Origin of the sequence: Bradyrhizobium sp. BLXBL-03, from assembly GCF_051853015.1 — a bacterium.
Lineage (GTDB): Bacteria > Pseudomonadota > Alphaproteobacteria > Rhizobiales > Xanthobacteraceae > Bradyrhizobium > Bradyrhizobium manausense.
On sequence record NZ_CP182470.1, the window covers coordinates 24,015 to 49,307 of the forward strand.

General features: G+C 65.1%; 23 protein-coding genes. 20 read left to right on the top strand and 3 right to left on the bottom strand.

The window, feature by feature from the left end:
• Positions 1-97: 97 nt before the first annotated feature.
• Positions 98-418, bottom strand: a complete 321-nt coding sequence (locus tag ACNJX9_RS00090; protein ID WP_057746926.1) for a hypothetical protein — start codon at positions 416-418, stop codon at positions 98-100.
• A 337-nt stretch (positions 419-755) separates the two neighbouring features.
• On the opposite strand from ACNJX9_RS00090, the gene ACNJX9_RS00095 reads away from it, so the two are divergent.
• Positions 756-1,949, top strand: coding sequence for a serine hydrolase domain-containing protein (locus ACNJX9_RS00095; protein WP_057746927.1), 1,194 nt, complete (start codon positions 756-758; stop codon positions 1,947-1,949).
• A 236-nt stretch (positions 1,950-2,185) separates the two neighbouring features.
• Here ACNJX9_RS00095 and ACNJX9_RS00100 read toward each other — a convergent pair whose 3' ends face one another.
• Entirely contained in the window at positions 2,186-3,187 is a 1,002-nt protein-coding gene (locus ACNJX9_RS00100; RefSeq protein ID WP_057746929.1) for an adenosine kinase, read from the bottom strand.
• A 126-nt stretch (positions 3,188-3,313) separates the two neighbouring features.
• On the opposite strand from ACNJX9_RS00100, the gene murJ reads away from it, so the two are divergent.
• The 15 genes from murJ to trmB all read left to right on the top strand — a co-directional run bounded on the left by murJ (position 3,314) and on the right by trmB (position 17,823).
• On the top strand, positions 3,314-4,846 hold the full coding sequence (gene murJ / locus ACNJX9_RS00105; protein WP_439407464.1) for a murein biosynthesis integral membrane protein MurJ: 1,533 nt from the start codon (positions 3,314-3,316) through the stop codon (positions 4,844-4,846).
• Positions 4,847-4,913: 67 nt separating this feature from the next.
• The gene (trpS, locus tag ACNJX9_RS00110; RefSeq protein WP_057746933.1) at positions 4,914-5,966 is read left to right on the top strand and encodes a tryptophan--tRNA ligase; all 1,053 of its coding nucleotides are present in this window, start codon (positions 4,914-4,916) and stop codon (positions 5,964-5,966) included.
• Positions 5,967-6,164: 198 nt separating this feature from the next.
• On the top strand, positions 6,165-6,734 hold the full coding sequence (locus ACNJX9_RS00115) for a NifU family protein (RefSeq protein ID WP_057746935.1): 570 nt from the start codon (positions 6,165-6,167) through the stop codon (positions 6,732-6,734).
• Between the two features lie 190 nt (positions 6,735-6,924).
• Positions 6,925-7,617, top strand: a complete 693-nt coding sequence (gene tsaB / locus ACNJX9_RS00120; RefSeq protein ID WP_439407465.1) for a tRNA (adenosine(37)-N6)-threonylcarbamoyltransferase complex dimerization subunit type 1 TsaB — start codon at positions 6,925-6,927, stop codon at positions 7,615-7,617.
• Positions 7,614-8,099, top strand: coding sequence for a ribosomal protein S18-alanine N-acetyltransferase (gene rimI, locus ACNJX9_RS00125; protein WP_439407466.1), 486 nt, complete (start codon positions 7,614-7,616; stop codon positions 8,097-8,099). Before tsaB ends, rimI begins: the two co-directional genes overlap by 4 nt.
• Before the next feature lie 38 nt (positions 8,100-8,137).
• Positions 8,138-8,593 (top strand): Fur family transcriptional regulator, encoded by a 456-nt coding sequence (locus ACNJX9_RS00130; RefSeq protein ID WP_057746941.1) that lies wholly within the window; start codon positions 8,138-8,140, stop codon positions 8,591-8,593.
• Positions 8,594-8,598: 5 nt separating this feature from the next.
• On the top strand, positions 8,599-9,279 hold the full coding sequence (locus ACNJX9_RS00135; protein WP_439410228.1) for an HAD family hydrolase: 681 nt from the start codon (positions 8,599-8,601) through the stop codon (positions 9,277-9,279).
• 190 nt (positions 9,280-9,469) lie between these two features.
• Positions 9,470-10,867, top strand: coding sequence for a tRNA (N6-isopentenyl adenosine(37)-C2)-methylthiotransferase MiaB (gene miaB, locus ACNJX9_RS00140; RefSeq protein ID WP_439407467.1), 1,398 nt, complete (start codon positions 9,470-9,472; stop codon positions 10,865-10,867).
• A gap of 64 nt (positions 10,868-10,931) precedes the next feature.
• Positions 10,932-11,930, top strand: a complete 999-nt coding sequence (locus ACNJX9_RS00145) for a PhoH family protein (RefSeq protein ID WP_057746945.1) — start codon at positions 10,932-10,934, stop codon at positions 11,928-11,930.
• Between the two features lie 60 nt (positions 11,931-11,990).
• Positions 11,991-12,500, top strand: a complete 510-nt coding sequence (ybeY, locus tag ACNJX9_RS00150; RefSeq protein ID WP_439407468.1) for an rRNA maturation RNase YbeY — start codon at positions 11,991-11,993, stop codon at positions 12,498-12,500.
• 1 nt (position 12,501) lies between these two features.
• Positions 12,502-13,620 carry a hemolysin family protein gene (locus ACNJX9_RS00155; RefSeq protein WP_057746948.1) on the top strand — a complete coding sequence of 373 codons (1,119 nt, stop codon included), beginning with the start codon at positions 12,502-12,504 and terminating at the stop codon, positions 13,618-13,620.
• Positions 13,617-15,230, top strand: coding sequence for an apolipoprotein N-acyltransferase (gene lnt / locus ACNJX9_RS00160; RefSeq protein WP_439407469.1), 1,614 nt, complete (start codon positions 13,617-13,619; stop codon positions 15,228-15,230). The genes ACNJX9_RS00155 and lnt overlap by 4 nt, the downstream gene beginning before the upstream one ends.
• Positions 15,231-15,458: 228 nt before the next feature.
• Positions 15,459-15,872: a helix-turn-helix domain-containing protein gene (locus tag ACNJX9_RS00165; protein ID WP_057746952.1), complete on the top strand. Its 414-nt coding sequence runs from the start codon at positions 15,459-15,461 to the stop codon at positions 15,870-15,872.
• Positions 15,873-15,958: 86 nt separating this feature from the next.
• Positions 15,959-17,116, top strand: a complete 1,158-nt coding sequence (locus ACNJX9_RS00170; protein WP_439407470.1) for a M20 family metallopeptidase — start codon at positions 15,959-15,961, stop codon at positions 17,114-17,116.
• On the top strand, positions 17,113-17,823 hold the full coding sequence (gene trmB / locus ACNJX9_RS00175; RefSeq protein ID WP_439407471.1) for a tRNA (guanosine(46)-N7)-methyltransferase TrmB: 711 nt from the start codon (positions 17,113-17,115) through the stop codon (positions 17,821-17,823). The genes ACNJX9_RS00170 and trmB overlap by 4 nt, the downstream gene beginning before the upstream one ends.
• A gap of 98 nt (positions 17,824-17,921) precedes the next feature.
• Here the strand turns inward: trmB and ACNJX9_RS00180 are convergent, their stop codons facing one another.
• Positions 17,922-19,004, bottom strand: coding sequence for a DUF2336 domain-containing protein (locus ACNJX9_RS00180; RefSeq protein WP_439407472.1), 1,083 nt, complete (start codon positions 19,002-19,004; stop codon positions 17,922-17,924).
• A 392-nt stretch (positions 19,005-19,396) separates the two neighbouring features.
• Between ACNJX9_RS00180 and rimP the strand changes: the two genes are divergently transcribed.
• The 4 genes from rimP (at position 19,397) to infB (ending at position 25,230) form a co-directional block, all read left to right on the top strand.
• Positions 19,397-20,152, top strand: a complete 756-nt coding sequence (gene rimP, locus ACNJX9_RS00185) for a ribosome maturation factor RimP (RefSeq protein ID WP_439407473.1) — start codon at positions 19,397-19,399, stop codon at positions 20,150-20,152.
• A gap of 2 nt (positions 20,153-20,154) precedes the next feature.
• Positions 20,155-21,765, top strand: coding sequence for a transcription termination factor NusA (gene nusA, locus ACNJX9_RS00190; protein WP_439407474.1), 1,611 nt, complete (start codon positions 20,155-20,157; stop codon positions 21,763-21,765).
• 23 nt (positions 21,766-21,788) lie between these two features.
• Positions 21,789-22,472 carry an RNA-binding protein gene (locus ACNJX9_RS00195; RefSeq protein WP_439407475.1) on the top strand — a complete coding sequence of 228 codons (684 nt, stop codon included), beginning with the start codon at positions 21,789-21,791 and terminating at the stop codon, positions 22,470-22,472.
• Between the two features lie 70 nt (positions 22,473-22,542).
• Entirely contained in the window at positions 22,543-25,230 is a 2,688-nt protein-coding gene (gene infB, locus ACNJX9_RS00200; protein WP_057746966.1) for a translation initiation factor IF-2, read from the top strand.
• Positions 25,231-25,293 lie beyond the last annotated feature (63 nt).

Here is a 25,293-nt window from a genome sequence, read left to right on the forward strand (position 1 = left end):
GCCCTGCAACGCACATCTGCTTGGAGTTATCGTAACAGCGCAGTCTCTTCACCTCTCCCGGACGGGGAGAGGTGTGGGACCGCCATTGCTGAGATGATCAGGCTGCGCCGCTCATATAGGTCTCGCGGCGGCCGATCATGCGTTCGGCCGCGGCCTTGGCGCTGGCCTTCGAGGAGGTCGCACACGTCCGGTATTCGAGATCGGGCGCGTCGGAGGTATCGCGGCGGCCGAACCAGGACTTTGAGCCGACCGGCAGCAGCGCCAATGCCTGGGCCAGATTGTCGACTGCGCCGAACGAATAGAGCGCGCCTGATCCGGCGATGCGCACCTCGTAAATGCCAGGCGAGATCGGCGCTTCCAGATTTTCGCCCCGTCCGGGACGGGGATAGCGCTTCCATTCGCTCCAGGTCGAAATCATCTGATGCCCCCTCGCGGCCGGTGGGCCGCCAAATTTGCTTCAAGTCTTAACGTCGGCCGCTGATCGGGCCGCGAGCTGAACGCCGCAACGCACAAAATGTTTCAGGTGTTTCAAACACCGGAAAACATATGCCCGGGCCTATCCAAGGTCACGGCCAGTTGCGGTCATCCACCGCAGATTGTGAAGACGTGTTGCAAATCAGTCCTCCCGCGCGGAGCACAGAGCGTCAAATCACGACATCGCGACTGCAGGATGCATATCGCCATGCTTGCCGCACGCGACCCGCGGGAGGACAATCCGACCACTTCCAACAATCATCAAACCGGAGGAAACGCTGATGCAAAGCAAAGCCCAGATCGACGAGATTCTGCGCAAGACAAGCGATGCCAAGGAGATTCCCGGCGTTGTTGCGATCGCCGCCAGCGGCAGCGACATTCTGTATCAGGGCGCGTTCGGCAAGCGCGACCTGTCCAAGCCCGATGCGATGACTGGTGATAGCGTCTTCTGGATCGCCTCGATGACGAAGGCGGTGACAGCAGCGGGCGCGATGCAGCTGGTCGAGCAGGGCAAGCTGTCGCTCGATGCGCCGATCGGATCGGTGCTGCCCGACCTCGCCAATCCGCAAGTGCTGGACGGCTTTGATGCCAAGGGCGAGCCGAAACTGCGACCGGCGAAAAGCGCGATCACGCTGCGCCAGCTCATGACCCACACGGCGGGCTTCTGCTACGACATGTGGAACGGCGAATTCGCGCGCTACATGGAGAAAACAGGCACGCCCGGAATCATCACCTGCCAGAACGCGGCACTGAAGACGCCTGTGGTGTCCGACCCCGGCACGCGCTGGGAATACGGCACCAATATCGATTTCGTCGGCAAGGCCGTGGAAGCCGTCAGCGGCAAGCGGCTCGATGCCTACTTGCACGACAATCTGTTCGCGCCGCTCGGCATGAGCGACACCGGCTTCAAGATCAGCGACGACATGCGCAAGCGCCTCGTCGGCATGCATGCCCGCGGCGAGGATGGCGCGCTTGCCGCGATGCCGTTCGAGCTCGAGCAGACCCCGGAATTCCACATGGGTGGCGGCGGCCTCTATTCGACCGCGGGCGACTACATCAAATTTACGCAGATGATCCTCAACAAGGGCCGCGGCAACGGCAACCAGGTGCTGAAGCCAGAGACGGTCGCCATGATGGGACAAAACCAGATGGGCGATCTCAACATGACCAAGATGACGACGGCAGCGCCTGTTTACACCAACGACGTCGATCTCTATCCGGATCAGGTGAAGAAGTGGGGCCTCAGCTTCATGATCAACACCGCCAGGACCGCGGAGGGGCGCAGCGCCGGCAGCCTCGCCTGGGCGGGCCTCGCCAACACCTATTTCTGGATCGACCCGGCGCGCGATGTCACCGGCGTGATCCTGATGCAGCTGCTGCCATTTGCCGATGCGAAATGCCTGCAGGCCTTCGCGGGCTTCGAGCGTGGCGTCTATGCCGGGCTCGACGCGGGCAGCGGGCAAAAGGCGGCGTGAGGGACTGCGGCTCTCACGCTACGCGTCATGGCCGGGCCTGTCCCGGCCATCCACGCCTCACCGCGTCGCACGAAGAACGTGGATGCCCGGGACAAGCCCGGGCATGACGACTGAGTGGTTGGCGACGACCTGCCTCAACATCGTCATTGCGAGCGGAGCGAAGCAATCCATTCTGCCGCGGCGGACAGTCTCTGGATTGCTTCGCTTCGCTCGCAATGACGGGGTGAGAGAGAGCGCTAAACCGTCAGCCCGCGCTGCTGGGCCAGCTCCCTCAGCGACACCTGCGGGCGCGCGCCGATGTGCTGGATGACTTCGGCGGCGGCAAGCGCGCCGAGCTCGCCGCATTGCTTGTGCGAGAGGTCGCGCGAGAGGCCGTAGAGGAAGCCCGCCGCGAACAGATCGCCGGCGCCGGTGGTGTCGACCAGCTGCGTGATCGGCGAGGCTGGTGCTGCGACCGCATCGGTCGGCGTCACCACGACGCAGCCCTTCTCGCTGCGGGTGACCACGCCGAGCTTGACGTCGCTGCGCAGCTGCCTGAGCGCGGTGTCGAAATCGGAGGTCTCGTAGAGCGAGTGCAGCTCCGACTCGTTGGCGAACACGATGTCGGCGGTGCCGCCCCGCATCAGTTCGAGAAACTCGTCGCGGTAGCGGCCGACGCAGAAGGAATCCGACAGGGTCAGCGCCACCTTGCGGCCGGCCTCGTGAGCGATCCTGGAGGCCTTCAGGAAAGCTTCCTTGGCGCCCGGCGGATCCCAGAGATAACCTTCGAGATAGACAATCTTGGCAGCGGCGATCTCGGCCGGATCGATATCGGCCGGGGACAGATCCTGCGCCGCGCCGAGATAGGTGTTCATGGTGCGCTCGCCATCACCCGTCACCAGGATGTAGGAGCAGCCGGTGGCGGGACCGTCCTTCGCGGGCGGTGTATTGAACGCGACCCCGGCGGCGCGGATGTCGTGGACATAGAGCTTGCCGATCTGGTCGTCCTTGACCTTGCCGACATAGGCAGCGCGCGCGCCCAGGCTGCCAATGCCGACAATGGTGTTGGCGGCAGATCCCCCCGAGACTTCCGTCGCCGGCCCCATGTCATTGTAGATGGCCGCGGCCCGCGCCTCGTCGATCAGCGACATGCTGCCCTTGGTCATGCCGTGCTTGACCAAAAAGGCCTCATCGGTCCGGACCAGCACGTCGAACAGCGCATTGCCGATGCCGAGAACGTCATATTTCACGTCAGCCATTCACTTTGATCCTGTTTGCCGGATTGCGAACCCCGAGGAAATCCGCTTCCTGTCGAGCTGAAACCTGGCTCGCGGCCTATCACGACCGGCCCTTCGCGGGCAAGCAACGGTATTATAACGGCTCCGATGATCCGCTCCTTCCTGACTGTCTCCACCGGAACACTGGCCTCGCGCCTGCTGGGCTTTGCCCGCGATTCCCTGATCGCGGCGCTGCTCGGCACCGGCACTGTCGCGGATGCGTTTCTGGCCGCCTTCCAGCTCGTCAACGTGGTGCGGCGGCTGCTCAGCGAGGGGGCGCTGAATGCAGCCCTGGTCCCGGCCTGGCTGCGCGTCCGTGAGCGCGATGGCGAACACGCCGCCTCGGCCTTCGCGGGGCGCGTGCTTGGCACGGTCAGCGCATCCCTGATCGTGATCTCGATCGGGATTGCGCTTCTGATGCCGCTGATCATCATGATCATCGCGCCCGGCTTCGTCGGCAGCCCCACGCTCGATCTCGCCGTCCAGAATGCGCGGCTGATGCTGCCTTATCTCGCCTTTGCCGGCCCGGTGACGGTGCTGATGGGCCTATTGAACGCGCAGGGGCGATTTGCGCTCACGGCGTTCTCGCCGCTGCTGTTCAACATTGCGCTGATTGCCGCCATCTCCGCGCTGCTGCTGTGGCATGCCGATGCCGCTCGCTCTGCATGGATGCTGGCGGCGACCGTTGGCATTGCCGGCCTGCTGCAACTGGTGATGCTGGGCTCGCAGCGAAGCGCGCGCCTGGCGACGCCGTTGCGCGCAAGCTTCGACAAGGAGATCCGCGGGTTTTTCGCCAAGGCCATTCCCGGCATGATCGCAAGCTCGGGTCCGCAATGGCTGATGGTGGCGGGCGCGATCATCGCCTCCGCGATCCCATCGGCCGTGTCCTGGCTCTATTTCGCCAACCGCCTGATCGAGCTGCCGCTCGGCATTGTCGGCGTCGCCATGGGTACGGTGCTGGTGCCGGAATTGACTCGCGCGATCGCTAGCTGCGACCGCGACGCCGTGGCGCATGCCGAATCGCGCGCGCTGGAACTGGCGAGCGGGCTCGCGCTGCCGGCCACGCTGGGCCTTGCCGTGCTGGCGGAGCCGATCGTGCGGCTGCTGTTCGAACATGGCGCCTTCGGCAGTGAGGACAGCGCGGCGACCGCGCATGCGCTGATATGGCTGGCGCTGGGCCTGCCCGCGCATGTGCTGATCAAGGCGCTGTCGCCGGCCTTTTTTGCCCGCGGCGACACGATGACGCCGCTGCTCGCAACGGCCAAAGGCCTTGTGGTCGCGATCGCCCTCGCCGTGCTGCTCGGGCATTTCTTCGGCGCAAGTGGCATTGCCGCAAGTATCGCCGCTGGAGCCTGGAGCAGCGCAGCCTCCTTGCTGCGAAAAGGCACTAGCGAATTCGGCTTCTCGCTTGACGTCGCCGCCCGCAAGCGGCTGCCGCGGATCGTGCTTGCCGCTGCTGCCATGGGTGCCCTGCTCTGGCTGACCAGGGATCTGATGCCATCAGAGGCCCATGGCCTGGTTCGCGTCCTGGTGCTGGGCCTTCAGATCGCGGCCGGGATCGCCGTCTACGGCCTGCTCCTGCAAATCCTCGGCGCGGCCTCCTGGCGCGAGGCGGCTGCCGCACTGAGGCGGCCCGCTTAGCGAATTGCCCTTGACGGGGCAGCCTCGCTGTTGGAAACGACGGCCAAATATCTATGGGAAGCTGACCATGCCATTCGTTGAACGGGTCTTTTCAGGCGTCCAGCCGACGGGCAATCTGCACCTCGGCAACTACCTCGGCGCGATCGTCAACTTCGTGAAGATGCAGCAGACCCACAACTGCATCTATTGCGTCGTCGACATGCACGCGATCACGCAAGGCCTGGACGTCTGGGGCGGACCGGTCGAGCTCGCGCGCAACACCCGCGAGGTGACCGCGGCGTTCATCGCCGCCGGCATCGATCCGAACAAGCACATCGTGTTCAACCAGAGCCAGGTCTCCGGCCACGCCGAGCTCGCCTGGATCTTCAACTGTGTCGCGCGCATGGGCTGGCTCGGCCGCATGACCCAGTTCAAGGAGAAGGCCGGCAAGGACCGCGAGAACGCCTCGGTCGGGCTGTTCGACTATCCCGTGCTGATGGCCGCCGACATCCTGCTCTACCGCGCCACCCATGTTCCCGTCGGCGAGGACCAGAAGCAGCATCTCGAGCTCTCGCGCGACATCGCGCAGAAGTTCAACAACGATTTCGGCGACTCGATCCGCGCGCAAGGCACGAATGACGGCCTGTTCTTCCCGCTGCCGGAACCCTTGATCACGGGGCCGGCGACGCGGGTGATGAGCTTGCGCGATGGCACCAAGAAGATGTCGAAGTCGGATGCGTCGGACAATTCGCGCATCAACCTGACCGACGACGCCGACACCATCGCGCAGAAGATCCGCAAGGCGAAGACCGACCCGGAGCCGTTGCCGAGCGAAGAGAAAGGCCTGGAAGCGCGCCCCGAGGCCGACAATCTGGTCGGCATTTTCGCCGCCCTCTCCGACCGCTCCAAGGCCGACGTGCTCCGCGAATTCGGCGGCGGCCAGTTCTCCAGCTTCAAGAACGCGCTGGCCGAGCTGTGCGTCAGCAAGCTCGCACCGATCGCCGGCGAGATGAAGCGCCTGGTTGCGGACCCCGGCCACATCGACACCATCCTGAACGAGGGTTCCGACCGGGCCCGCGCCATCGCCGAGGAGACCATGAAGCTCTCCAAGGACATCGTCGGCTTCATCCGCCGGCGGTGATTGCTTATCGTCACAATCATTCCGGGACGCCCGTAGGGCGAACCCGGAATAACTGAACCAGAAGCGCGCGAGCACGGCAAATAGGGTCCTAACTTGCTGATTTATCTGCAAAACGGTCTTGATCGTGCGTTCTCCGTCGCCATCTGCTAGGGAAGAGGCCACGCGCCGGCCTTGAACCGGCGACGTCTGGAGAAACCCATGTTCATTCAAACCGAAGCCACCCCCAATCCCGCCACGCTGAAGTTCATCCCCGGCCGCGTCGTGTCCGACGGCAGCCCGATGGAATTTTCGAGCCGCGAAGCCGCAACCCGTTCGCCGCTCGCGGAAAAGCTGTTCGACGTGCCCGGCGTCACCGGCGTGTTCTACGGATCGGACTTCATCACCGTCACCAAGGCGGACGGTGAATGGCAGCAGCTCAAGCCCGCGATCCTCGGCGCCATCATGGAGCACTACATGTCCGGCGCGCCGCTGCTCGCCGGCGGCGAAGCGCAGGGCGATATCGATCTCGACGACGAGGACGAATTCTTCGACGAATCCGATGCCGAGACGGTCGACATGATCAAGGACCTGATCGAGACGCGGGTGCGGCCGGCGGTCGCCAATGACGGCGGCGACATCACCTTCCGCGGCTTCAAGGACGGGATCGTCTATCTCAACATGAAGGGCGCCTGCTCCGGCTGCCCCTCCTCGACCGCGACGCTGCAGCACGGCATCCAGAATTTGCTCAAGCATTTCGTGCCCGACGTGGTTGAAGTCCGGCCGATGTGACGACGAAGTCGTCATTCCGGGATGGTGCGTTAGCACCAGACCCGGAATCTCGAGATTCCGGGTTCGGTCCTACGGACCGCCCCGGAATGACGGTTCTTGTAACCGGTGCGCGAATGGTGAGCAGCGAATGGCGAATGGAACCGTTATCGGCTAGACTATTCGCTATTCGCCATCAGCCATTCGCTTTTTCATGCTGATCCTTGCCATCGATACCGCGCTGGAGGCGTGCGCGGCCGCAGTGCTCGATACCGACGCCGGCGAGCTCCTTGCGCAGGAGCAGATGCTGATGAAGCGCGGTCACGCCGAGGCGCTGATGCCGATGATCGCGCGCGTCATGCAATCGGCGGACCTTGCTTTCACTGCACTCGACCGCATCGCTGTGACCGTCGGTCCCGGCAGCTTCACCGGCTTGCGCGTCGGCATTTCGGCGGCACGCGGTCTTGCGCTTGCAGCCAAGCGGCCGGCGGTTGGGCTGACGACCTTGTCGGCCTATGCGGCCCCCATCATTGGCCGGAGCGGTTCGGTGCCGGTGATCTCTGCGATCGATGCGCGGCATGACCACGTCTATTTCCAGATCGTCGGCGGCGACGGCAGCCAGCTGGTGCAGCCAGGCATCGCCCCCATCGATGAGGCGATCGCAGCGGCGCGATTCGGCGCGCCACACCTGGTCGGCAACGCCGCGAAGATCATCGCCGAGCGCTGGCCCAAGGATGCGCCACAACCTGTGTCCGTCGACGCGCAGCCCGCACCCGACATCGGCTGGGTCGCGTGGCTCGGTGCCGCGGCCAATCCCGACACGACGCCGGCGCGGCCGTTTTATCTGAAGGCGCCCGACGCAAAGCCGGCCGCATTGCCGCCGCTCGCTCCAGCCGCAAGCTCATGATGAGATGGTTTTCGGACTGGTGGCGCGGCGGCACGGCCGCCGTCGAGCCGGCAGCAGCGCGCGACGCGGCACGGCTGGCGCAATTGCACGGCGCGTCCTTTGCGCATGGCTGGGGCGAGAGCGAATTCGAGGCCATGCTCAGCGAGCGCAACACGCTGGTGCACCGCTTGCGCGTGGGGCGCAAAATCATCGGCTTTGCGGTGTCGCGGATCGGCGCTGACGAAGCCGAAATCCTCTCGGTCGCGATCGACCTGGCCCACCGCGGCCGCGGCCTCTCCCGCACGCTGCTGATGACCCATCTCGGTCACCTTGCGGGACGCGGCGTGCGAACAATCTTTCTGGAGGTCGAGGAGAACAACCAGGCCGCACGACGCCTCTATGAGAGGGCCGGATTCGTGGTGGTCGGGCGCCGCGAACGCTACTATAAGCAGCCGAACGGGGAACAATTGAACGCGCTTCTGATGCGGCGTGACTTGTCGTAACATTGATGGCAGAAAGCGCCCCCGCAGGCGGACACACCATGACCGGACTTAAACCTTCTTCGGCATCCAAGGCGACCGGCATCGAGGCGCGCTGTGCCGCCACCGGCATGCGCATGACCGAGCAGCGCCGCGTAATCGCGCGCGTGCTTGCGGAAGCGGTCGATCACCCCGACGTCGAGGAATTGTACCGGCGCTGTGTCGCCGTCGACGACAAGATCTCGATCTCGACCGTCTATCGCACCGTCAAGCTGTTCGAGGACGCCGGCATCATCGAACGCCACGATTTTCGCGAGGGCCGCGCGCGCTACGAGACGATGCGCGACAGCCATCACGACCACCTCATCAACCTGCGCGACGGCAAGGTGATCGAGTTCACCTCGGAAGAGATCGAGAAACTGCAGGCGGAGATCGCCCGCAAGCTCGGCTACAAGCTGGTCGATCACAGGCTCGAGCTCTATTGCGTCCCGCTCGACGACGACAAGCCGACGTCTTGAGTCTCGTGCCCATCGACCTCATCATCTTCGATTGCGACGGCGTGCTCGTGGACAGCGAGGTGATTTCCTGTCGCGCGCATGCCGATGTGCTCACGCGGCACGGCTATCCGATCACCTCGGCACAGGTGTCCGAGCGTTTCCTCGGCCGTTCGACCAAACAGGCCAATCTCGAGATCGAAAGCGAGCTCGGCCGCAGGCTGCCCGAGGCCTATCATGGCGATCTCCAGGACGAGCTGTTCCGCGCGTTCGAAGCCGACCTCGAGGCGATCCGCGGCATCCACGACGTGCTCGATGTCGTGACGCAACGCGTCTGCGTGGCCTCGAGCGGCTCGCATCCGCGCATGCAGGTGAGCCTCGGGAGCACGGGGCTCTATGAACGCCTCGCGCCGAATATCTTCTCGTCCTCCCAAGTGGCGAACGGCAAGCCGGCGCCGGACCTGTTCCTGTTCGCTGCCAGCCAGATGGGCGTGCCGCCCGGGCGCTGCGTCGTGATCGAGGACAGCCTGGCTGGCATTGCCGGCGCGCGGGCGGCCGGGATGAAGGTGTTCGGCTTTTACGGGGGCAGCCATTGCGACGACGGCCATGCCGAGACCCTGCGCCAGGCCGGCGCGGACCTGACCTTCGGCGATATGCATGAATTGCCGGACTTGGTCCGGCGCGTCGCCGCGGACGCCCTGACGGGCTGATTTCGGCCTATTGCCGTCATTCCGGGGCACGCGCAACGCGCGTGAACCCGGAATCCAGAGGTTTTCGCGCGAGATTCCGGGTTCGCGCTGGCGCGCGCCCCGGAATGACGACCCAAATAGGCTCATTCGCTGGATTTTCGGTCCCTCAGCCTATATTTGAGGGCCGTCCTCCACCTCACCTCCGGGTTCCATGACGCCGCCGCGCAAGCTGCACATCAAATCATATGGCTGCCAGATGAACGTCTACGATGCCCAGCGCATGGTGGACACCCTGGCTCCGGAAGGATTCGTGGAGACCGCGAGCGCCGAGGACGCCGACCTCGTCATCCTCAACACCTGCCATATCAGAGAGAAGGCCTCCGAAAAGGTCTATTCCGAGCTCGGCCGCCTGCGCGTCGCCAAGGACGAAGCGGCGCGCGAGGGCCGCGCCATGCAGATCGCGGTGGCCGGCTGCGTCGCGCAGGCCGAAGGCGAAGAGATCGTGCGCCGCGCGCCCGTGGTCGATGTCGTGGTCGGACCGCAGAGCTATCATCATCTGCCCGACCTCCTGAAGCGCGCCGGCCATGAAGGCCGCGCGATCGAGACCGAGTTTCCCGCCGCCGACAAGTTCGGCTTCCTGGCCCAGCCCAAGCCCGATGCGATCCGCGCGCGCGGCATTTCCGCTTTCGTCACGGTGCAGGAAGGCTGCGACAAGTTTTGCACGTTCTGCGTCGTGCCCTACACGCGGGGCTCGGAGGTCTCGCGCCCGGTGGCGAAGATCGTCGACGACGTGAAGCGGCTCGCCGACAATGGCGTGCGCGAGCTCACGCTGATCGGGCAGAATGTCAACGCCTATCACGGCGAGGGGCCTGACGGAAAAACCTGGGGGCTCGGCCGGCTACTCGAACATCTGGCGACGATTCCCGGCATCGCGCGGCTGCGCTATTCGACCAGCCATCCCCGCGACGTCGACGACAGTTTGATTGCGGCCCATCGCGATCTCGACGCCCTGATGCCGTTCGTGCATTTGCCGGTGCAGTCGGGCTCGGACCGGATTCTTGCCGCCATGAACCGGAAACATACCGCCGATGATTATCGGCGCGTCGTCGATCGTTTCCGCACCGCGCGCCAAGACATTGCTTTTTCATCAGATTTCATCGTCGGCTTTCCCGGCGAGACTGAGCAAGATTTTCTCGCGACCCTCGCGCTTGTCACGCAAATCGGCTACGCTGCGGCGTATTCGTTCAAATACTCCGCCCGGCCGGGAACGCCGGCCGCGGACATGCAGGAGACGGTGTCCCCCGCCGAGATGGACCAGCGATTGGAGCGGCTCCAGAACTTGATCGACAGCCAGCAATCGGCCTTCAACAAGGCTGCGATTGGCTCAACGGTCGACGTGCTGTTCGAACGCCCGGCGCGCAAGGACGGCCAGATCGTCGGCCGCACCGCCTTCCTCCAGCCCGCGCATGTGATGGCCTCGCCCGACATCATCGGAAAAATCCTGCCGGTCAGGATCGACAGCCTCGAGCGCTACAGTTTCCTCGGCGAGCTCGCCGCGCCACGCCATGCGCGCGAGCCCGCTTTATCATCCATCGCCACTGGAGCCTGAACCCTTGCCAAAAAGCGCATCGGATTCGCCTGCTATCGCTCCCAGCCGCAAATTTGACCGCGACATGCAAGTTCCGCCCGAGACCCAGGTCGTCATCGACTTCGACGACAACCGCGCCGCATCCGCGCTGGTTGGCCCCTACGGCCAGAACCTGGCGCAGATCGAGCGCCGGCTCGGCGTCGTCGTGGACTCCAAGGGCAACCACATCACCATCAGCGGCACCCGCGACGGCTGCGACGCGGCGCGCCGCGTGCTGGAGACTCTTTATGCCCACGCGGTGAAGGGGCAGGACGTCGACCAGGGCGAAGTCGAAGGCGCAATCCGCGCCGTGATCGCGCAAGGGTCCCTGTTCGAGTTCGACGCCAAGTCAGCCAAGTCGACCTTCGACAGCATCAATTTGCGCAAGCGCCCGGTGCGCGCGCGCACCGCGGCGCAAGACTCCTACATCCGCGCGCTGAAGCGCCATGAACTCGTGTTCGGCATCGGCCCCGCCGGCACCGGCAAGACCTGGCTCGCGGTCGCCCATGCCGCGCAATTGTTCGAGCGCAAGGAGGTCGACAAGATCATCCTGTCGCGCCCGGCGGTGGAAGCCGGCGAGCGGCTCGGCTTTTTGCCCGGCGATCTCCGCGAGAAGGTCGATCCGTATCTGCGCCCGATCTACGACGCCCTCTACGACCTGATGGACGCGCGCATCGTCGAGCGCGCGCTGCAGACCGGCGAGATCGAGATCGCACCGCTCGCCTTCATGCGCGGTCGCACGCTGACCAATGCCGCGATCATCCTCGACGAGGCCCAGAACACCACGTCGATGCAGATGAAGATGTTCCTCACGCGTCTTGGCGAGAACAGCCGCATGATCGTCACGGGCGATCCCTCGCAGATCGATCTGCCGAACGGCCAGACCTCGGGACTCGCCGAGGCGACGCGCCTGCTCGATGGCGTCGAAGGCATCGCGCAAGTTCATTTCAAGGCCGAGGACGTGATCCGCCACGAACTCGTGGCACGAATCGTCGCCGCCTATGAAGGTTCGGCGCAGCGGCCGCCCGCCGGCAACAAATCCTGACGAGACAACAGCGGGACCAGGCGGGCGTTGACACAACGCCTTATCGTTCCGAACAAAGCCATGTCACATCCCAACCTTCCCATCACCGAGGTCCTCGTCGTCGCCGATTGCTGGCAAAGCGAGCCCGATGCCGAAGCCGTGATCCAGCGCGCCGTTGCGGCAGCCGCCGAATCCGTCGACGAAGACCTCGCGGACGCGGAAGTGGCCGTGATGCTGACCGATGATGCCGGCATCCGCACGCTCAACGGCAACTGGCGCGGCATCGACAAGCCGACCAACGTGCTGTCGTTTCCCGCGCTGCAGCCCGAGGGCGAATGGAAGCCGGGCGATGCGCCGCGCATGCTCGGCGACATCGCGATCGCCTTTGAGACCATGCGGCGCGAGGCGGACGAGGAACACAAGCCGTTCGACCATCATTTGAGTCATCTCGCGGTGCATGGTTTCCTGCATCTGATCGGCTACGATCACGAGAACGACGACGACGCGGAAGAAATGGAAGCACTCGAGACCGAGATCCTGGCTCATCTCGGCATCCCCGATCCCTATGCAGACCGCGCGGGGACGCACTGAAATGCCGGACTCAGAGCCTATTCACGACAATCCGCGCAACACGGCCAATCTGCCGGCCGTCGTGACGCCGGGCGAGGTCATGCGCCCGACCGCGGAGGGCTGGCTTTTGCGGGCCATCCGCACGCTGTTCGGCTGGAAAGCCGGCTCGGTGCGTGACGATCTCCAGGTGGTGCTGGACGCATCGACGCCCGATGACACCGGCTTCTCCGCGGTCGAGCGCACCATGCTGCGCAACATCCTCGGCCTGCACGAGCGCCGCATCGCCGACGTCATGGTGCATCGTGCCGACATCATCGCTGTGAAGCGCGACATTCCGCTCGGCGAATTGATGGATCGGTTCGAGAGGGCGGGCCATTCGCGCCTCGTCGTCTACAACGAGACGCTCGACGATCCCGTCGGCATCGTCCACATCCGCGATCTGCTCGCCTTCATGACCGCGCGGGCGCGCGTCTCGGAGGCCACCAAGACCAAACGCAAGAAGCCGCTGCCGGCCGGGCTCGACCTGAAGGCCGTGGACCTCGCGATGCCGCTGCAAGATGCGCGCATCATCCGCAAGCTGCTCTACGTGCCGCCGTCGATGCGCGCGATCGACCTTTTGGCGCAGATGCAGGCGACGCGCATTCACCTGGCGCTCGTCGTCGACGAATATGGCGGCAGCGACGGGCTGGTTTCGCTCGAGGACATTGTCGAGCAGATCGTCGGCGAGATCGACGACGAGCATGACAGCGACGAGCCGCCGTCGATCGTGCGGCTGCCCGACAACGCCTTCATCGCCGACGCCCGCGCCAGCCTGAAGGATGTGCGCACCGTCATCGGCGAGGACTTCGTCACCGGCGAGGCCGGCGAGGAAGTCGAGACGCTGGGCGGCTATCTCGTCAGCTTCGTCGGGCGCCTGCCGGTGCGCGGCGAGGTGATCTCGGGTCCCGGCCATTACGAGGTCGAGGTGCTCGATGCCGATCCGCGCCGCGTCAAGCGGCTGCGCATCTCGACCCGGAAAGAACGCCCCACACCGCGCACCCAGCGCGAGCGAAGCCGCCGCGAGGCCGCACCCGACAGCGGCCAGCCGCCGGCCAGTGACACCCCGACCCCGCCGCCTGCCGACGGGACCGGCCCGCAGTGAGCGCGTTCCAGCGTTTCCGGCAGATTGCGCTTGCCATCGTCCTGACCTGGGGATGGAAGCGCGCGTTCCTCGCGATGGCGTGCGGCGCGTTCTCCGTGCTGGCGCTGGCGCCGTTCAACGTCTTTCCGGTGCTGTTCATCACCTTCCCGGTGATGGTCTGGCTGATCGACGGCGCGGGTGCCGGACGTTACGGCGGCGTCCCCGCCGCGGCGCTGACCGGCTATTGGTTCGGGCTCGGCTATTTCGTCCCTGGCCTCTACTGGATCGGCTACGCCTTCTTCGTCGACGCCGACGTGTTCGCCTGGCTGACGCCGTTCGCCGTGCTGGGATTGCCGGCCTATCTCTCCATCTTCACGGCGATCGGCTTCGCGCTGGCCCGCCTGCTCTGGACCAAGGATGCCACCCGCATTCTCGCGCTCGCCGCCAGCCTCACCATTGGCGAATGGCTGCGCGGGCACGCGCTCACGGGTTTTCCCTGGAACGCGTTCGGCTATGCGCTGTCGGAGCCGCTGGCGCTGGCACAGACTGCCTCGCTGATCGGCCAGTGGGGCATGACCTTCCTCACGGTCGCGATCTTCGCAAGCCCGGCGGTGCTGATCGACCGCACGCGCGATCGCAATCCGGCATGGCGCGTGCCGGCTGCGGCGCTCGCGCTGCTGGTCGTCATGGGCATTTTCGGCGCGATCCGCCTGTCGCTGCATCCGACCACGATGGTTGCGGGCGCCAAGCTGCGCCTGATGCAGCCGAACCTGCAGCAGGACCTGAAATTCAACTACTCCGCCAAGGCGGCGGTGATGAAGAAATATCTGGCGCTGTCGGACCGCGCCTCCGGACCGCAATCGAGCGGCGTGAGCGCGGCCACCATCCTGATCTGGCCGGAATCTGCCTTTCCGTTCTTCCTGACCCGCGAAGCCGACGCGATGGCTGAGATCGCAGCCCTGCTGCCCAAGGGCACGGTGCTGATCACCGGCTCGGTCCGCGCGCCCGATCAGCCACCGGGCACGCCGATCACGCGGGCCTACAATTCAATCTATGTGATCGACCACGACGGCAGCGTGCTCGCCGTCTACGACAAGCTGCACCTGGTGCCGTTCGGCGAATATCTTCCGTACCAGGGCATCATGGAGAAGCTCGGCTTCGAGCAACTGACGCGCATGCGCGGCGGCTTCATTCCCGGTACGGTGCGGCACATGCTACCGGTGCCGAGCGCACCGCCCGCATTGCCACTGATCTGCTACGAGGCCATCTTCCCCGACGAGATCCGCACGCGCGACGAGCGCCCGGGCTGGATGGTGAACCTCACCAATGACGGCTGGTTCGGCATTTCGACCGGTCCGTACCAGCATCTGGAGCAGGCGCGGATGCGCGCCATCGAGCTTGGACTGCCGCTGGTCCGCTCGGCCAATACCGGCATCTCGGCCGTGATCGATCCGGTGGGACGGACGGTGGCCAGCCTCGGCCTCGGCATCGAAGGCATTTTGGACGCAAATCTGCCGACCGCAATCCCGCCCACGATCTATGCGAGAGTCGGTGACATCCCCGCAGCCATGCTCGTCGCACTGGCTGTGATTTTGGCGGTGCGGCGGCGCGTTGCCAAACGGCGCCCCTGATTACCGCGGCTTGCGATGTCCGGCGAGGTGGCCGGAATCCTTTGACAACCGTAGTCCCACGGTTGACAGACTGCACAAGGGCTCCCCATTCTGCACCGTCTGCAAAAGACAGCGGTGCATTGCTAAATTTCTCCGCAATGTTTCCCCAATCAGAGTGAAGTTTTGACGTCGCTGTCACCTGAGGCGATCGTTCATTGCGCCGACGGTGGTGTTTGGAGGGCTGAGGAAATGTCGAAAGCGCCCAACCCTGTTGACAAATATGTCGGCAGTCGCGTGCGCATGCGCCGCATCATGTTGGGCATGAGTCAGGAAAAGCTCGGTGAAGCTTTGGGCCTGACGTTCCAGCAGATCCAGAAATACGAGAAGGGCACCAACAGGGTCGGCGCGAGCCGCATCCAGCAAATTGCAGAGATTCTGCAGGTGCCGGTATCGTTCCTGTTCGAAGGCGGACCGAGCGGCGTCGCCGGCCCCGACGGCTTCGCCGAAGGCGCATCGCCCTCTTATGTCTCGGACTTCCTCGCGACATCGGAAGGGCTCGCTTTGACCAAGGCGTTCACCCGAATCACCGATTCGAAGCTGCGCCGTTCGATCGTCGATCTGGTCGAGCAGATCGCCGCCCGCGAAGGCCCGGACAAGCGCTGAGGCGCTTTTTCATTCCGATTTGAGACTGCGCCAAATCTGGCCTATGTCGTCATTTGCGGACCGCGCCTTGCGCTGCCTCCGCTCAAATGATGCGATTCAAAGGCACAGATAGGTCCATGGCGAGCTCCAATTCATTCGATTCCCAAACTATCCTCGCCGGTATCCGCCGCTGGGTGGAGATCGAGACGCCGACGGAAGTGCCCGAGCAGGTCAACAAGCTGACCTCGATGGTTGCCGATCATTATCGCGATCTGCCCGTCACGCTCGAACGCATCGCCGGTGTCGATGGCTGCGGCGATCATCTTGCGGTGCGTTCGACCTGGGGCCAGGACCGACCCGGTATCCTGGTGCTTAGTCATCTCGATACCGTTCATCCCATGGGCTTCATCGCGCGGCTGCCGTTCAAGGTCGAAGGCGACAGCGCGTTCGGTCCCGGCATCTACGACATGAAGGGCGGCGCCTACATCGCCTATCACGCCTTTCGCGAGCTGTGCGCCGCACCCACCCGTCCACCGCTCGGCATCACCCATCTGTTCACCTCCGACGAGGAGATCGGCAGCCCGACCTCGCGCGCGCTGATTGAGAACGAGGGGCGCAAGGCCAAATACGTGCTGGTGACGGAGCCGGCGCGCGACGGCGGCAAGATCGTCACCGGACGCAAGGGCGTCGGGCGCTTCCAGGTGTTCATCAAGGGCGTGCCCGCGCATGCCGGCTCGCGGCCCGAAGACGGTCGCAGCGCGGTGCGCGAGCTCGCCAACGTCATCCAGACGCTGGAAGGGATGAACGATCTGGCGCGCGGCGTCACCGTCAATGTCGGCGTGGTGCGCGGCGGCACCCGCCCCAACGTCACGCCGGAAGAAGCCTATGCCGAAGTCGATCTGCGCGTGCCTGGTACCAACGACGCGGACGAGTTCGTCGGCAAGATCCTCGGACTGACCTCGCAGACGCCAGGCGTGACCGTGACCGTCACCGGCGAGCTCAACCGTCCGCCTTACGAGAAGGGCAATGCCGGCGCCTCGCTGTATGAGCACGCCAAGACGCTGGCCGCCGAACTTGGTTTCGAGCTCGTCGACACCCACACCGGCGGCGGCTCGGACGGCAATTTCACCGCGCCTCACACCGGCACGCTCGACGGTCTCGGCGTCGACGGCAAGGGCGCGCACACCCATTATGAGCAGCTCTACGTCTCCTCGCTCGAACCGCGCGCCCGCCTGCTCTATCGCCTGTACCAGACGCTGCGATGAGCGAACGCAAGTCAGATCCCGATCGCGCCGGCGGCGAGCGCGCCTTCTTCGGACGGCGCAAGGGTCACAAGCTCAGGCAGCACCAGGCCGATCTGGTCGATCATCTGCTGCCGCATCTGTCGCTCGACATCACGGCGGAAAGACCGGCGAACGCGAACGAGATCTTCGATCCCGCGGCCGAGGATGTGCGGCTCGAGATCGGCTTCGGCGGTGGCGAGCATCTCGCCGCGGAAGCGCTGAACTTTCCGACCACCGGCTTCATCGGCTGCGAGCCTTACGTCAACGGCATGGCCAAGATCCTCGCGCAGATCGAAGCGGCCAACATCCGCAACATCCGCCTGTTCGCCGGCGATGCCGCCGAGCTGCTGGCCTGGCTGCCCGATGCCTCGCTGTCGCGGATCGACCTGATCCATCCGGATCCCTGGCCGAAACGACGGCACTGGAAGCGACGCTTCGTGCAGGACGGGACCATCGCCGCGATGGCGCGCGTGCTGAAGGCGGGCGGTGAATTCCGCTTCGTCTGCGACATCGACGATTACTGCGCCTGGACGCTGTCGCATCTGTCGCGCGCGTCGGATTTCACATGGCTGGCCGAGCGCGCCGATGATTTCCGTCAGCCCTGGGCCGGCTACACCATGACGCGCTATGGACGAAAAGCCGCGCGCGAGGGCCGCAAGGCGGCGTATTTGCGGTTCAGGCGGTCTTAGTCGTCATTGCGAGGAGCGAAGCGACGAAGCAATCCAGACTGCCTCTGCGGAGAAACCTCTGGATTGCTTCGCTTCGCTCGCAATGACGGAGGGTGGAGCTAGATCGTCTGCCGGTTGCGCCAGAAATTCACGACGCGCTCGGCGGTCGATGGCATCAGGCGGGCGAAGTTCAGGCGCGCCTGCTCGAGATCGGCATCACCGGGGGTGCGATGCGGCCCGTACCACATCAGGATCAGCGCGCGCACCGTCGGCCAGCCCAAATTCAGCACACGGCCGACGACCAGAATCGGATCGTAGCGGTCGCCCGCGAGCAGGCGATCGAGCATCGGCAGCCTGACGCCTGACATCGCCGAGAGCGTGGCAACCGATTCCTCGTATTTGTGCGCCTTGGCGAAGCCGAGCAGCGCGCTCTCGCCGAGATGGCCGCCGCGATGCAGACCGAGCACCGTGCGTTGCGCGTCCGAGAAATCACGTCGCGGCCCGGGCGGCAGCGAAGCCTCCTCGATCGCCGCCATCGCGCGCTTGATCTCGACCTGACGCGTCGGATTGACCACCGTGGAAAGGCGACGTCTGATGACGTCGAGCGTGCCGTCCAGAAGCTCCTTGAGGTGCTCGCCCGAAAGATCCTCGCGCTGGCCGATCTTGAGCGTCAGCACGCCGTCCTGGCTCGCACGCTTGATCAGCTCCGAATAGCCGCCCGGCGAGAAATGCGCGCCGGCGTTGCCGGCGGCGCGACGCACCACGTCGCGATCGCCGCGCTGGACCAGCACGTCGGTGATCTCGGTCGACAAGGTCGGCCGCTCCGTTATCGCCAGCAGATGGCCCTGGCCTTTCAGCCGGGCGATCTCGACAAGCGCGGCTTCATCGAGCACGGGCGAGCGGCGCAGCACAGGACCCGCCACCATGATCTCGTTTTCACGCGCAAGCTGGCCGACCAGATGAGGCGGCGCATTGTCCAGCCGCGAGAAGCGCTCAGCGAGATCGACCCGCGCGGCAAGCTCGGCATGCGGGACCAGGTCGATCAGGAGATTGTCAAAGAGATCGACCAGCTCGGGACGGAGATTTGAAGCGTCCTGGAAGAACAGCGCGGAGATAGCGCTCGCGATCTCGCCACGACGCCGGGGATCACCGCGTTTGACGATATCGTCCAGTCCGGGAATGAGCGACGTGGCAACGGTCATGGAACGCAAACTCGAATCTGGCACGCCGTGGGCGCGCCATAGCTCAAGCCGCTCCACAATTGCGGAATCTAGGCCCCCTTCGTGAAAGAAGCGTTGCTCCCAGGGGCGCTGGTCGGTACTCCCCAGGGGCGCCAAGGGGCGACGGCCAAGGACGCAAAAAGCCACATCCGCCTGCGATGGGCCTTGTCCGGGGGAGCGGAAAGGGCTATATCAGCGCCAATTCATCTTCTCATACGATCCGCGTAGTGAGAGTGGGCCCGAAAGGACCCGCTCTTTTTTATTACCTGAACGCGGCTCGGTAGAAGATTGCGGCCCGACGCTGTCGGGAAAGTTCCGAAGCGGGCTCTGTCCTCTTAGCCAAGCGTTAACCATCGAGCGCCTTGACCCCTGATATGACCGGACCGACCACTGGTTCCACCGATGCCGAGTTGCTGGCCGAGCCGAGGCTCGTGGTCGAGCCGGGCGTGGCGGCACGGGTGTCTGCGGTCGCGGCGCCGGTGCTCGAAGGCATGGGCTACCGCCTGGTGCGGATCCGTATTTCGGGCGAGGCCGGCTGCACCGTGCAGATCATGGCGGAACGGCCTGATGGTTCGATGCAGCTCGAGGATTGCGAGGCGATTTCGCGGGCGCTGTCGCCCGTGCTCGATGTCGCCGACCCCATCGACCGCGCCTATCGGCTGGAGATCTCCTCGCCGGGGATCGATCGGCCGCTGGTGCGCCGCTCCGATTTCGAGCGCTATTCCGGCCATCTGGTGAAGGTCGAGATGGCCGTCGCCCATGAGGGCCGCAAGCGATTCCGTGGCATTCTCGGTGCCGTCGAAGGCAACCGCGTGCACCTGCGTCGCGACGACGCCAAGGCGGGCGACGATGCCGACGTGCTGCTGACCATGGAAGATATCGGTGAGGCACGGCTGGTGCTGACCGATGAGTTGATCGCCGAATCGATGCGCCGCGGCAAGGCCGAGGAGCGCAAGATGCGCCGCGATCTCGGTCTGGAGCCGCCGCAGGCACCCCACGCCGGGATCAGTGCGAAAATCACCAAGAACACCAAGCCGAAAAAGAAGCCGGCACCGACCAATACCAAGAAACATCGCCTTGCCGCCGAACGCGCGTGGCGCGGCGAGATCGAGCCTGACGAAGGAGACTAGCCATGGCAGTCAGCGCCAACAGACTTGAATTGCTCCAGATCGCCGACGCCGTCGCCCGCGAGAAATCGATCGATCGCGGCATCGTCATCGCGGCGATGGAAGATGCCATCGCCAAGGCAGCGCGCGCCCGTTACGGCAGCGAGACTGACGTTCACGCCGAGATCGACCCGAAGAAGGGCGAGCTGCGGCTGTCGCGCCACATGCTGGTGGTCGACAAGGTCGAAAACCACTCCAACCAGATCTCGCTGATCGACGCGCAGCGCGCCAATCCGGGCGCCCAGGTCGGCGACACCATCGCAGACACGCTGCCGCCGCTGGAATATGGCCGCATCGCCGCGCAATCGGCCAAGCAGGTGATCGTGCAGAAGGTGCGCGAGGCCGAGCGCGACCGGCAATATCAGGAATTCAAGGACCGCATCGGCGACATCGTCAACGGCGTCGTCAAGCGCGTCGAATATGGCAGCGTGATCGTCGATCTCGGCCGCGGTGAAGCCATCATCCGCCGCGACGAGATGCTGCCGCGCGAAGTGTTCCGCAACGGCGACCGCGTCCGCGCCTATATCTTCGACGTCCGTCGCGAGACCCGCGGACCGCAGATCTTCCTGTCCCGCACCCATCCGCAGTTCATGGCGAAGCTGTTCGCGCAGGAAGTGCCTGAAATCTATGACGGCATCGTCGAGATCAAGGCGGTCGCCCGCGATCCGGGCTCGCGCGCGAAAATCGGCGTGATTTCCCGCGATTCCTCGGTCGATCCGGTCGGCGCCTGCGTCGGCATGCGCGGCTCGCGCGTGCAGGCCGTGGTGAACGAATTGCAGGGCGAGAAGATCGACATCATTCCGTGGTCACCCGACATCGCGACCTTCGTGGTCAACGCGCTGGCGCCGGCCGAAGTGTCCAAGGTCGTGATCGACGAAGACCGCGAGCGCATCGAGGTCGTGGTGCCCGATACCAACAACCAGCTCTCGCTGGCGATCGGCCGCCGCGGCCAGAACGTGCGCCTCGCCTCGCAGCTCACCGGCTGGGACATCGACATCCTGACCGAGCAGGAGGAATCGGAGCGCCGCCAGGCCGACTTCGAGAACTCCACCCGCGTCTTCATGGAATCGCTCAATGTCGACGAGGTGGTCGGCCAGCTGCTGGCGTCCGAAGGCTTCACCTCGGTCGAGGAACTCGCGATGGTGGACCTCAAGGAACTCGCCAGCATCGAGGGCTTCGACGAGGAAACCGCGCAGGAGCTGCAGAGCCGTGCCCGTGAATATCTCGATCAGCAGGAAGCCGAGATCGAGGCCAGGCGCAAGGAGCTCGGCGTCGAGGACGCCGTGAAGGACGTGCCCGGCGTGACCTCGAAGATGCTGGTGAAGTTCGGCGAGAACGACATCAAGACAGTCGAGGACCTCGCCGGCTGCGCCACCGACGATCTGGTCGGCTGGACCGAGCGCAAGGAAGGCGGCGAGCAGACCAAGTTCGCCGGCGCGCTCGACGGCCTCGGCATCTCGCGTGACGAGGCGGAAGCCATGATCATGCAGGCCCGCATCAAGGCCGGCTGGATCACCGAGGCCGACCTCGCCAAGCCGGCCGAAGAGGCTGACGCGGCCGAAGATCAGCCGGCTTAAGGGCAAAGGAGAATGTCGCCCGGATGCTTGCCAGCGTTGACAGCGAACTTGACCATGGACCGCGGGCCGAAAGGTCCGCGACCATGCGCATGTGCGCGGTCAGCCGCGAGGTCCGGCCGATCGATGAGCTGATCCGCTTTGTCGTATCGCCTGCCGGCGATATAGTTCCCGATCTCAAGCGCAAGCTGCCTGGACGCGGCATGTGGGTGACCGCCTCGCGCCAGGTGGTTGCGGAAGCCGTGCGGCGTCACCAATTTAGCAAAGCCTTCAAGCGCGAGCTGCGCACTCCCCAGACGCTTCCCGCCGACATCGAGGCGCTCCTGGTCCGGAGCGTGACCGAAGCCCTTGGGATTGCCGCCAAGGGGGGCCAGATCGTCACCGGATTCGGCAAGGTCGAGAGCGCCCTCAGGGAAGGCACGGTCGAGGTCCTGATCCACGCCAGCGACGGGGCCGCGGACGGAATCCGCAAATTGGACATGCTGGCACGGCAAAATGCCGGAAATCGCGGTGCCAAGCCGCAGATTCCCGTCATCACCGCCCTGAAATCGGTAGAATTGGATTTGGCACTGACCCGGTCAAATGTGATACATGCTGCCCTGCTCGCGGGCCCGGCGAGCAAGTCATTCCTGTCACGTAGCCAGATGCTGGTCCGATACCGGATGGCGGACGCCGACAAGACTGCCGAAAAGCCCGGCCAGGATTTCTGAGAGACACGACGACCCGATTGGACGGTGCGGAAACGCACAACACTGAATAAATCAGGATTAGGACTGCTGAATGGTTGATACCAAGACCCCTGACGACAAGAAGCTGAGCGTTCCGAGCAAGACGCTATCGCTCAAGCCGCGCGTCGAAACGGGCACTGTGCGCCAGAGCTTCAGCCATGGCCGCAGCAAGCAGGTCGTGGTCGAAAAGCGCGGCAAGCGCCGCATCGACGGCACCCCTGAGCCGCAGGCCCCCACGGTTGTCGCAAAGCCGGCGCCGGCTGCGCCCACGCCCGCCCCGTCACGCCCGGTGCCACCGCGCAACGCCGGCTCCGGCGTCGTGCTGCGTACCTTGACCGAGGACGAACGTTCCGCTCGCGCCAGCGCGCTCGCTGACGCCAAGGTTCGCGAAATCGAAGAGCGCCGCCAGGCCGAGGAAGAGGCCCAGCGCCGCGCCGTCCGCGAGGCCGCCGAACGCGCCGAGCGCGAAGCCGCCGAATCCCGCCGCAAGGCCGAGGAAGAGCGTCACCGTCACGAGGACGAAGCCAAGCGCAAGGCCGAGACCGAAGCCAAGAAGCGTTTCGGCGAAGGCGAGCAGCCGGCAGCCGGCGCGCGTCCCGCCGCCGCAGCTTCGGCCCCGGCGGCCACCGCCCCGCGCCCCGCGCCGACCACGACGCGTCCGGGAGCGACGACCACCGCTCGCCCGGCAACCACCACGTCACGGCCGGGCGGCCCCGTCGGTCGCACGCCCGCGGTTGCGGCCGGTCCGGACGAGGACGATGGTCCGCGCCAGATCCGCCGCGGGCCCGGCGGCGCCGCGCGTCCTGCCGCGGCCCCGAAGGCCACGCACAAGCCCGGCCCGCAGAAGGAGCGCGGCCGTCTGACCGTCGTGACCGCTCTCAACGCGGACGACGTGCGCGAGCGCTCGATCGCCTCGTTCCGCCGCCGCACCCAGCGCCTGAAGGGCCATGCCTCGAACGAGCCGAAGGAAAAGCTCATTCGCGAAGTGACGATTCCGGAAGCGATCACCATCCAGGAACTCGCCAACCGCATGTCCGAACGCGCGGTCGACGTCATCCGCATGCTGATGAAGCAGGGCGCGATGCACAAGATCACCGACGTGATCGACGCCGACACCGCGCAGCTGATCGCCGAAGAGCTCGGCCACACCGTCAAGCGCGTCGCCGCGTCGGACGTTGAAGAGGGTCTGTTCGACCAGGTCGACGATTCCACCGATACCGAGACGCGTTCGCCCGTCGTGACCGTGATGGGCCACGTCGACCACGGCAAGACCTCGCTGCTCGACGCGCTCCGCCATGCCAACGTGGTGTCGGGCGAAGCCGGCGGCATCACCCAGCATATCGGCGCCTATCAGGTGCTGTCGCCCGAAAGCGGCAAGAAGATCACCTTCATCGACACGCCCGGCCACGCAGCGTTCACCGCGATGCGCGCCCGCGGCGCCAAGGTCACCGACATCGTCGTGCTGGTGGTCGCGGCCGATGACGGCGTCATGCCGCAGACGATCGAAGCCATCAATCACGCCAAGGCGGCCCGCGTGCCGATCATTGTTGCCATCAACAAGATCGACAAGCCCGATGCCAAGCCCGAGCGCGTCCGCACCGAGCTGCTCCAGCACGAGGTGCAGGTGGAATCCTTCGGCGGCGAAGTCGTCGACGTCGAAGTCTCCGCCAAGAACAAGACCAATCTCGACAAGCTGCTCGAGATGATCGCACTCCAGGCCGAAATCCTCGACCTGAAGACCAATTCGGAGCGTCCGGCCGAAGGCACCGTGATCGAGGCCAAGCTCGATCGCGGCCGTGGTCCGGTTGCAACCGTGCTGGTCCAGCGCGGCACGCTGCGTGTCGGTGACATCATCGTCGCCGGCGCCGAGATGGGCCGCGTCCGTGCGCTGATCTCGGATCAGGGCGAGACCGTGGACGAGGCCGGCCCGTCGGTGCCGGTCGAGGTGCTCGGCTTCAACGGTCCGCCGGAAGCCGGCGACCGTCTGGCGGTCGTCGAGAACGAAGCCCGCGCCCGCCAGATCACCAGCTACCGTGCGCACCAGAAGCGCGAGAACGCGGCGGCCTCGATCTCAGGCATGCGCGGCTCGCTCGAGCAGATGATGTCGCAGTTGAAGACGGCGGGCCGCAAGGAATTCCCGCTGATCGTCAAGGCCGACGTGCAGGGCTCGCTGGAAGCGATCCTCGGCTCGCTGGAGAAGCTGGGTACCGACGAAGTCGCAGCCCGCATCCTGCATGCCGGCGTCGGCGGCATCTCGGAATCCGACGTGACGCTCGCGGAGGGCTTCAACGCCGCGATCATCGGCTTCTCGGTTCGTGCGAACAAGGAAGCCGCTGCCGCCGCCAAGCGCAACGGCATCGAGATCCGCTACTACAACATCATCTACGACCTCGTGGACGACGTGAAGAAGGCGATGAGCGGCCTGCTCGCGCCGACCTTGCGCGAAACCATGCTGGGCAACGCCGAGATCCTGGAGATCTTCAACATCTCCAAGGTCGGCAAGGTTGCCGGCTGCCGCGTCACCGACGGCACCGTGGAACGCGGCGCCAATGTGCGCCTGATCCGCGACAACGTCGTCGTGCACGAAGGCAAGCTGTCGACGCTGAAGCGCTTCAAGGACGAGGTGAAGGAAGTCCAGGCCGGCCAGGAATGCGGCATGGCCTTCGAGAACTATCACGACATGCGTGCCGGTGACGTGATCGAGTGTTATCGGGTGGAGACGATCCAGCGCTCCCTGTAAGTCCAAATCTTACCGAAGCGCCCGGATCTTTTTGAGCTGAAATTGCGGGAGTGCGATGGCCGG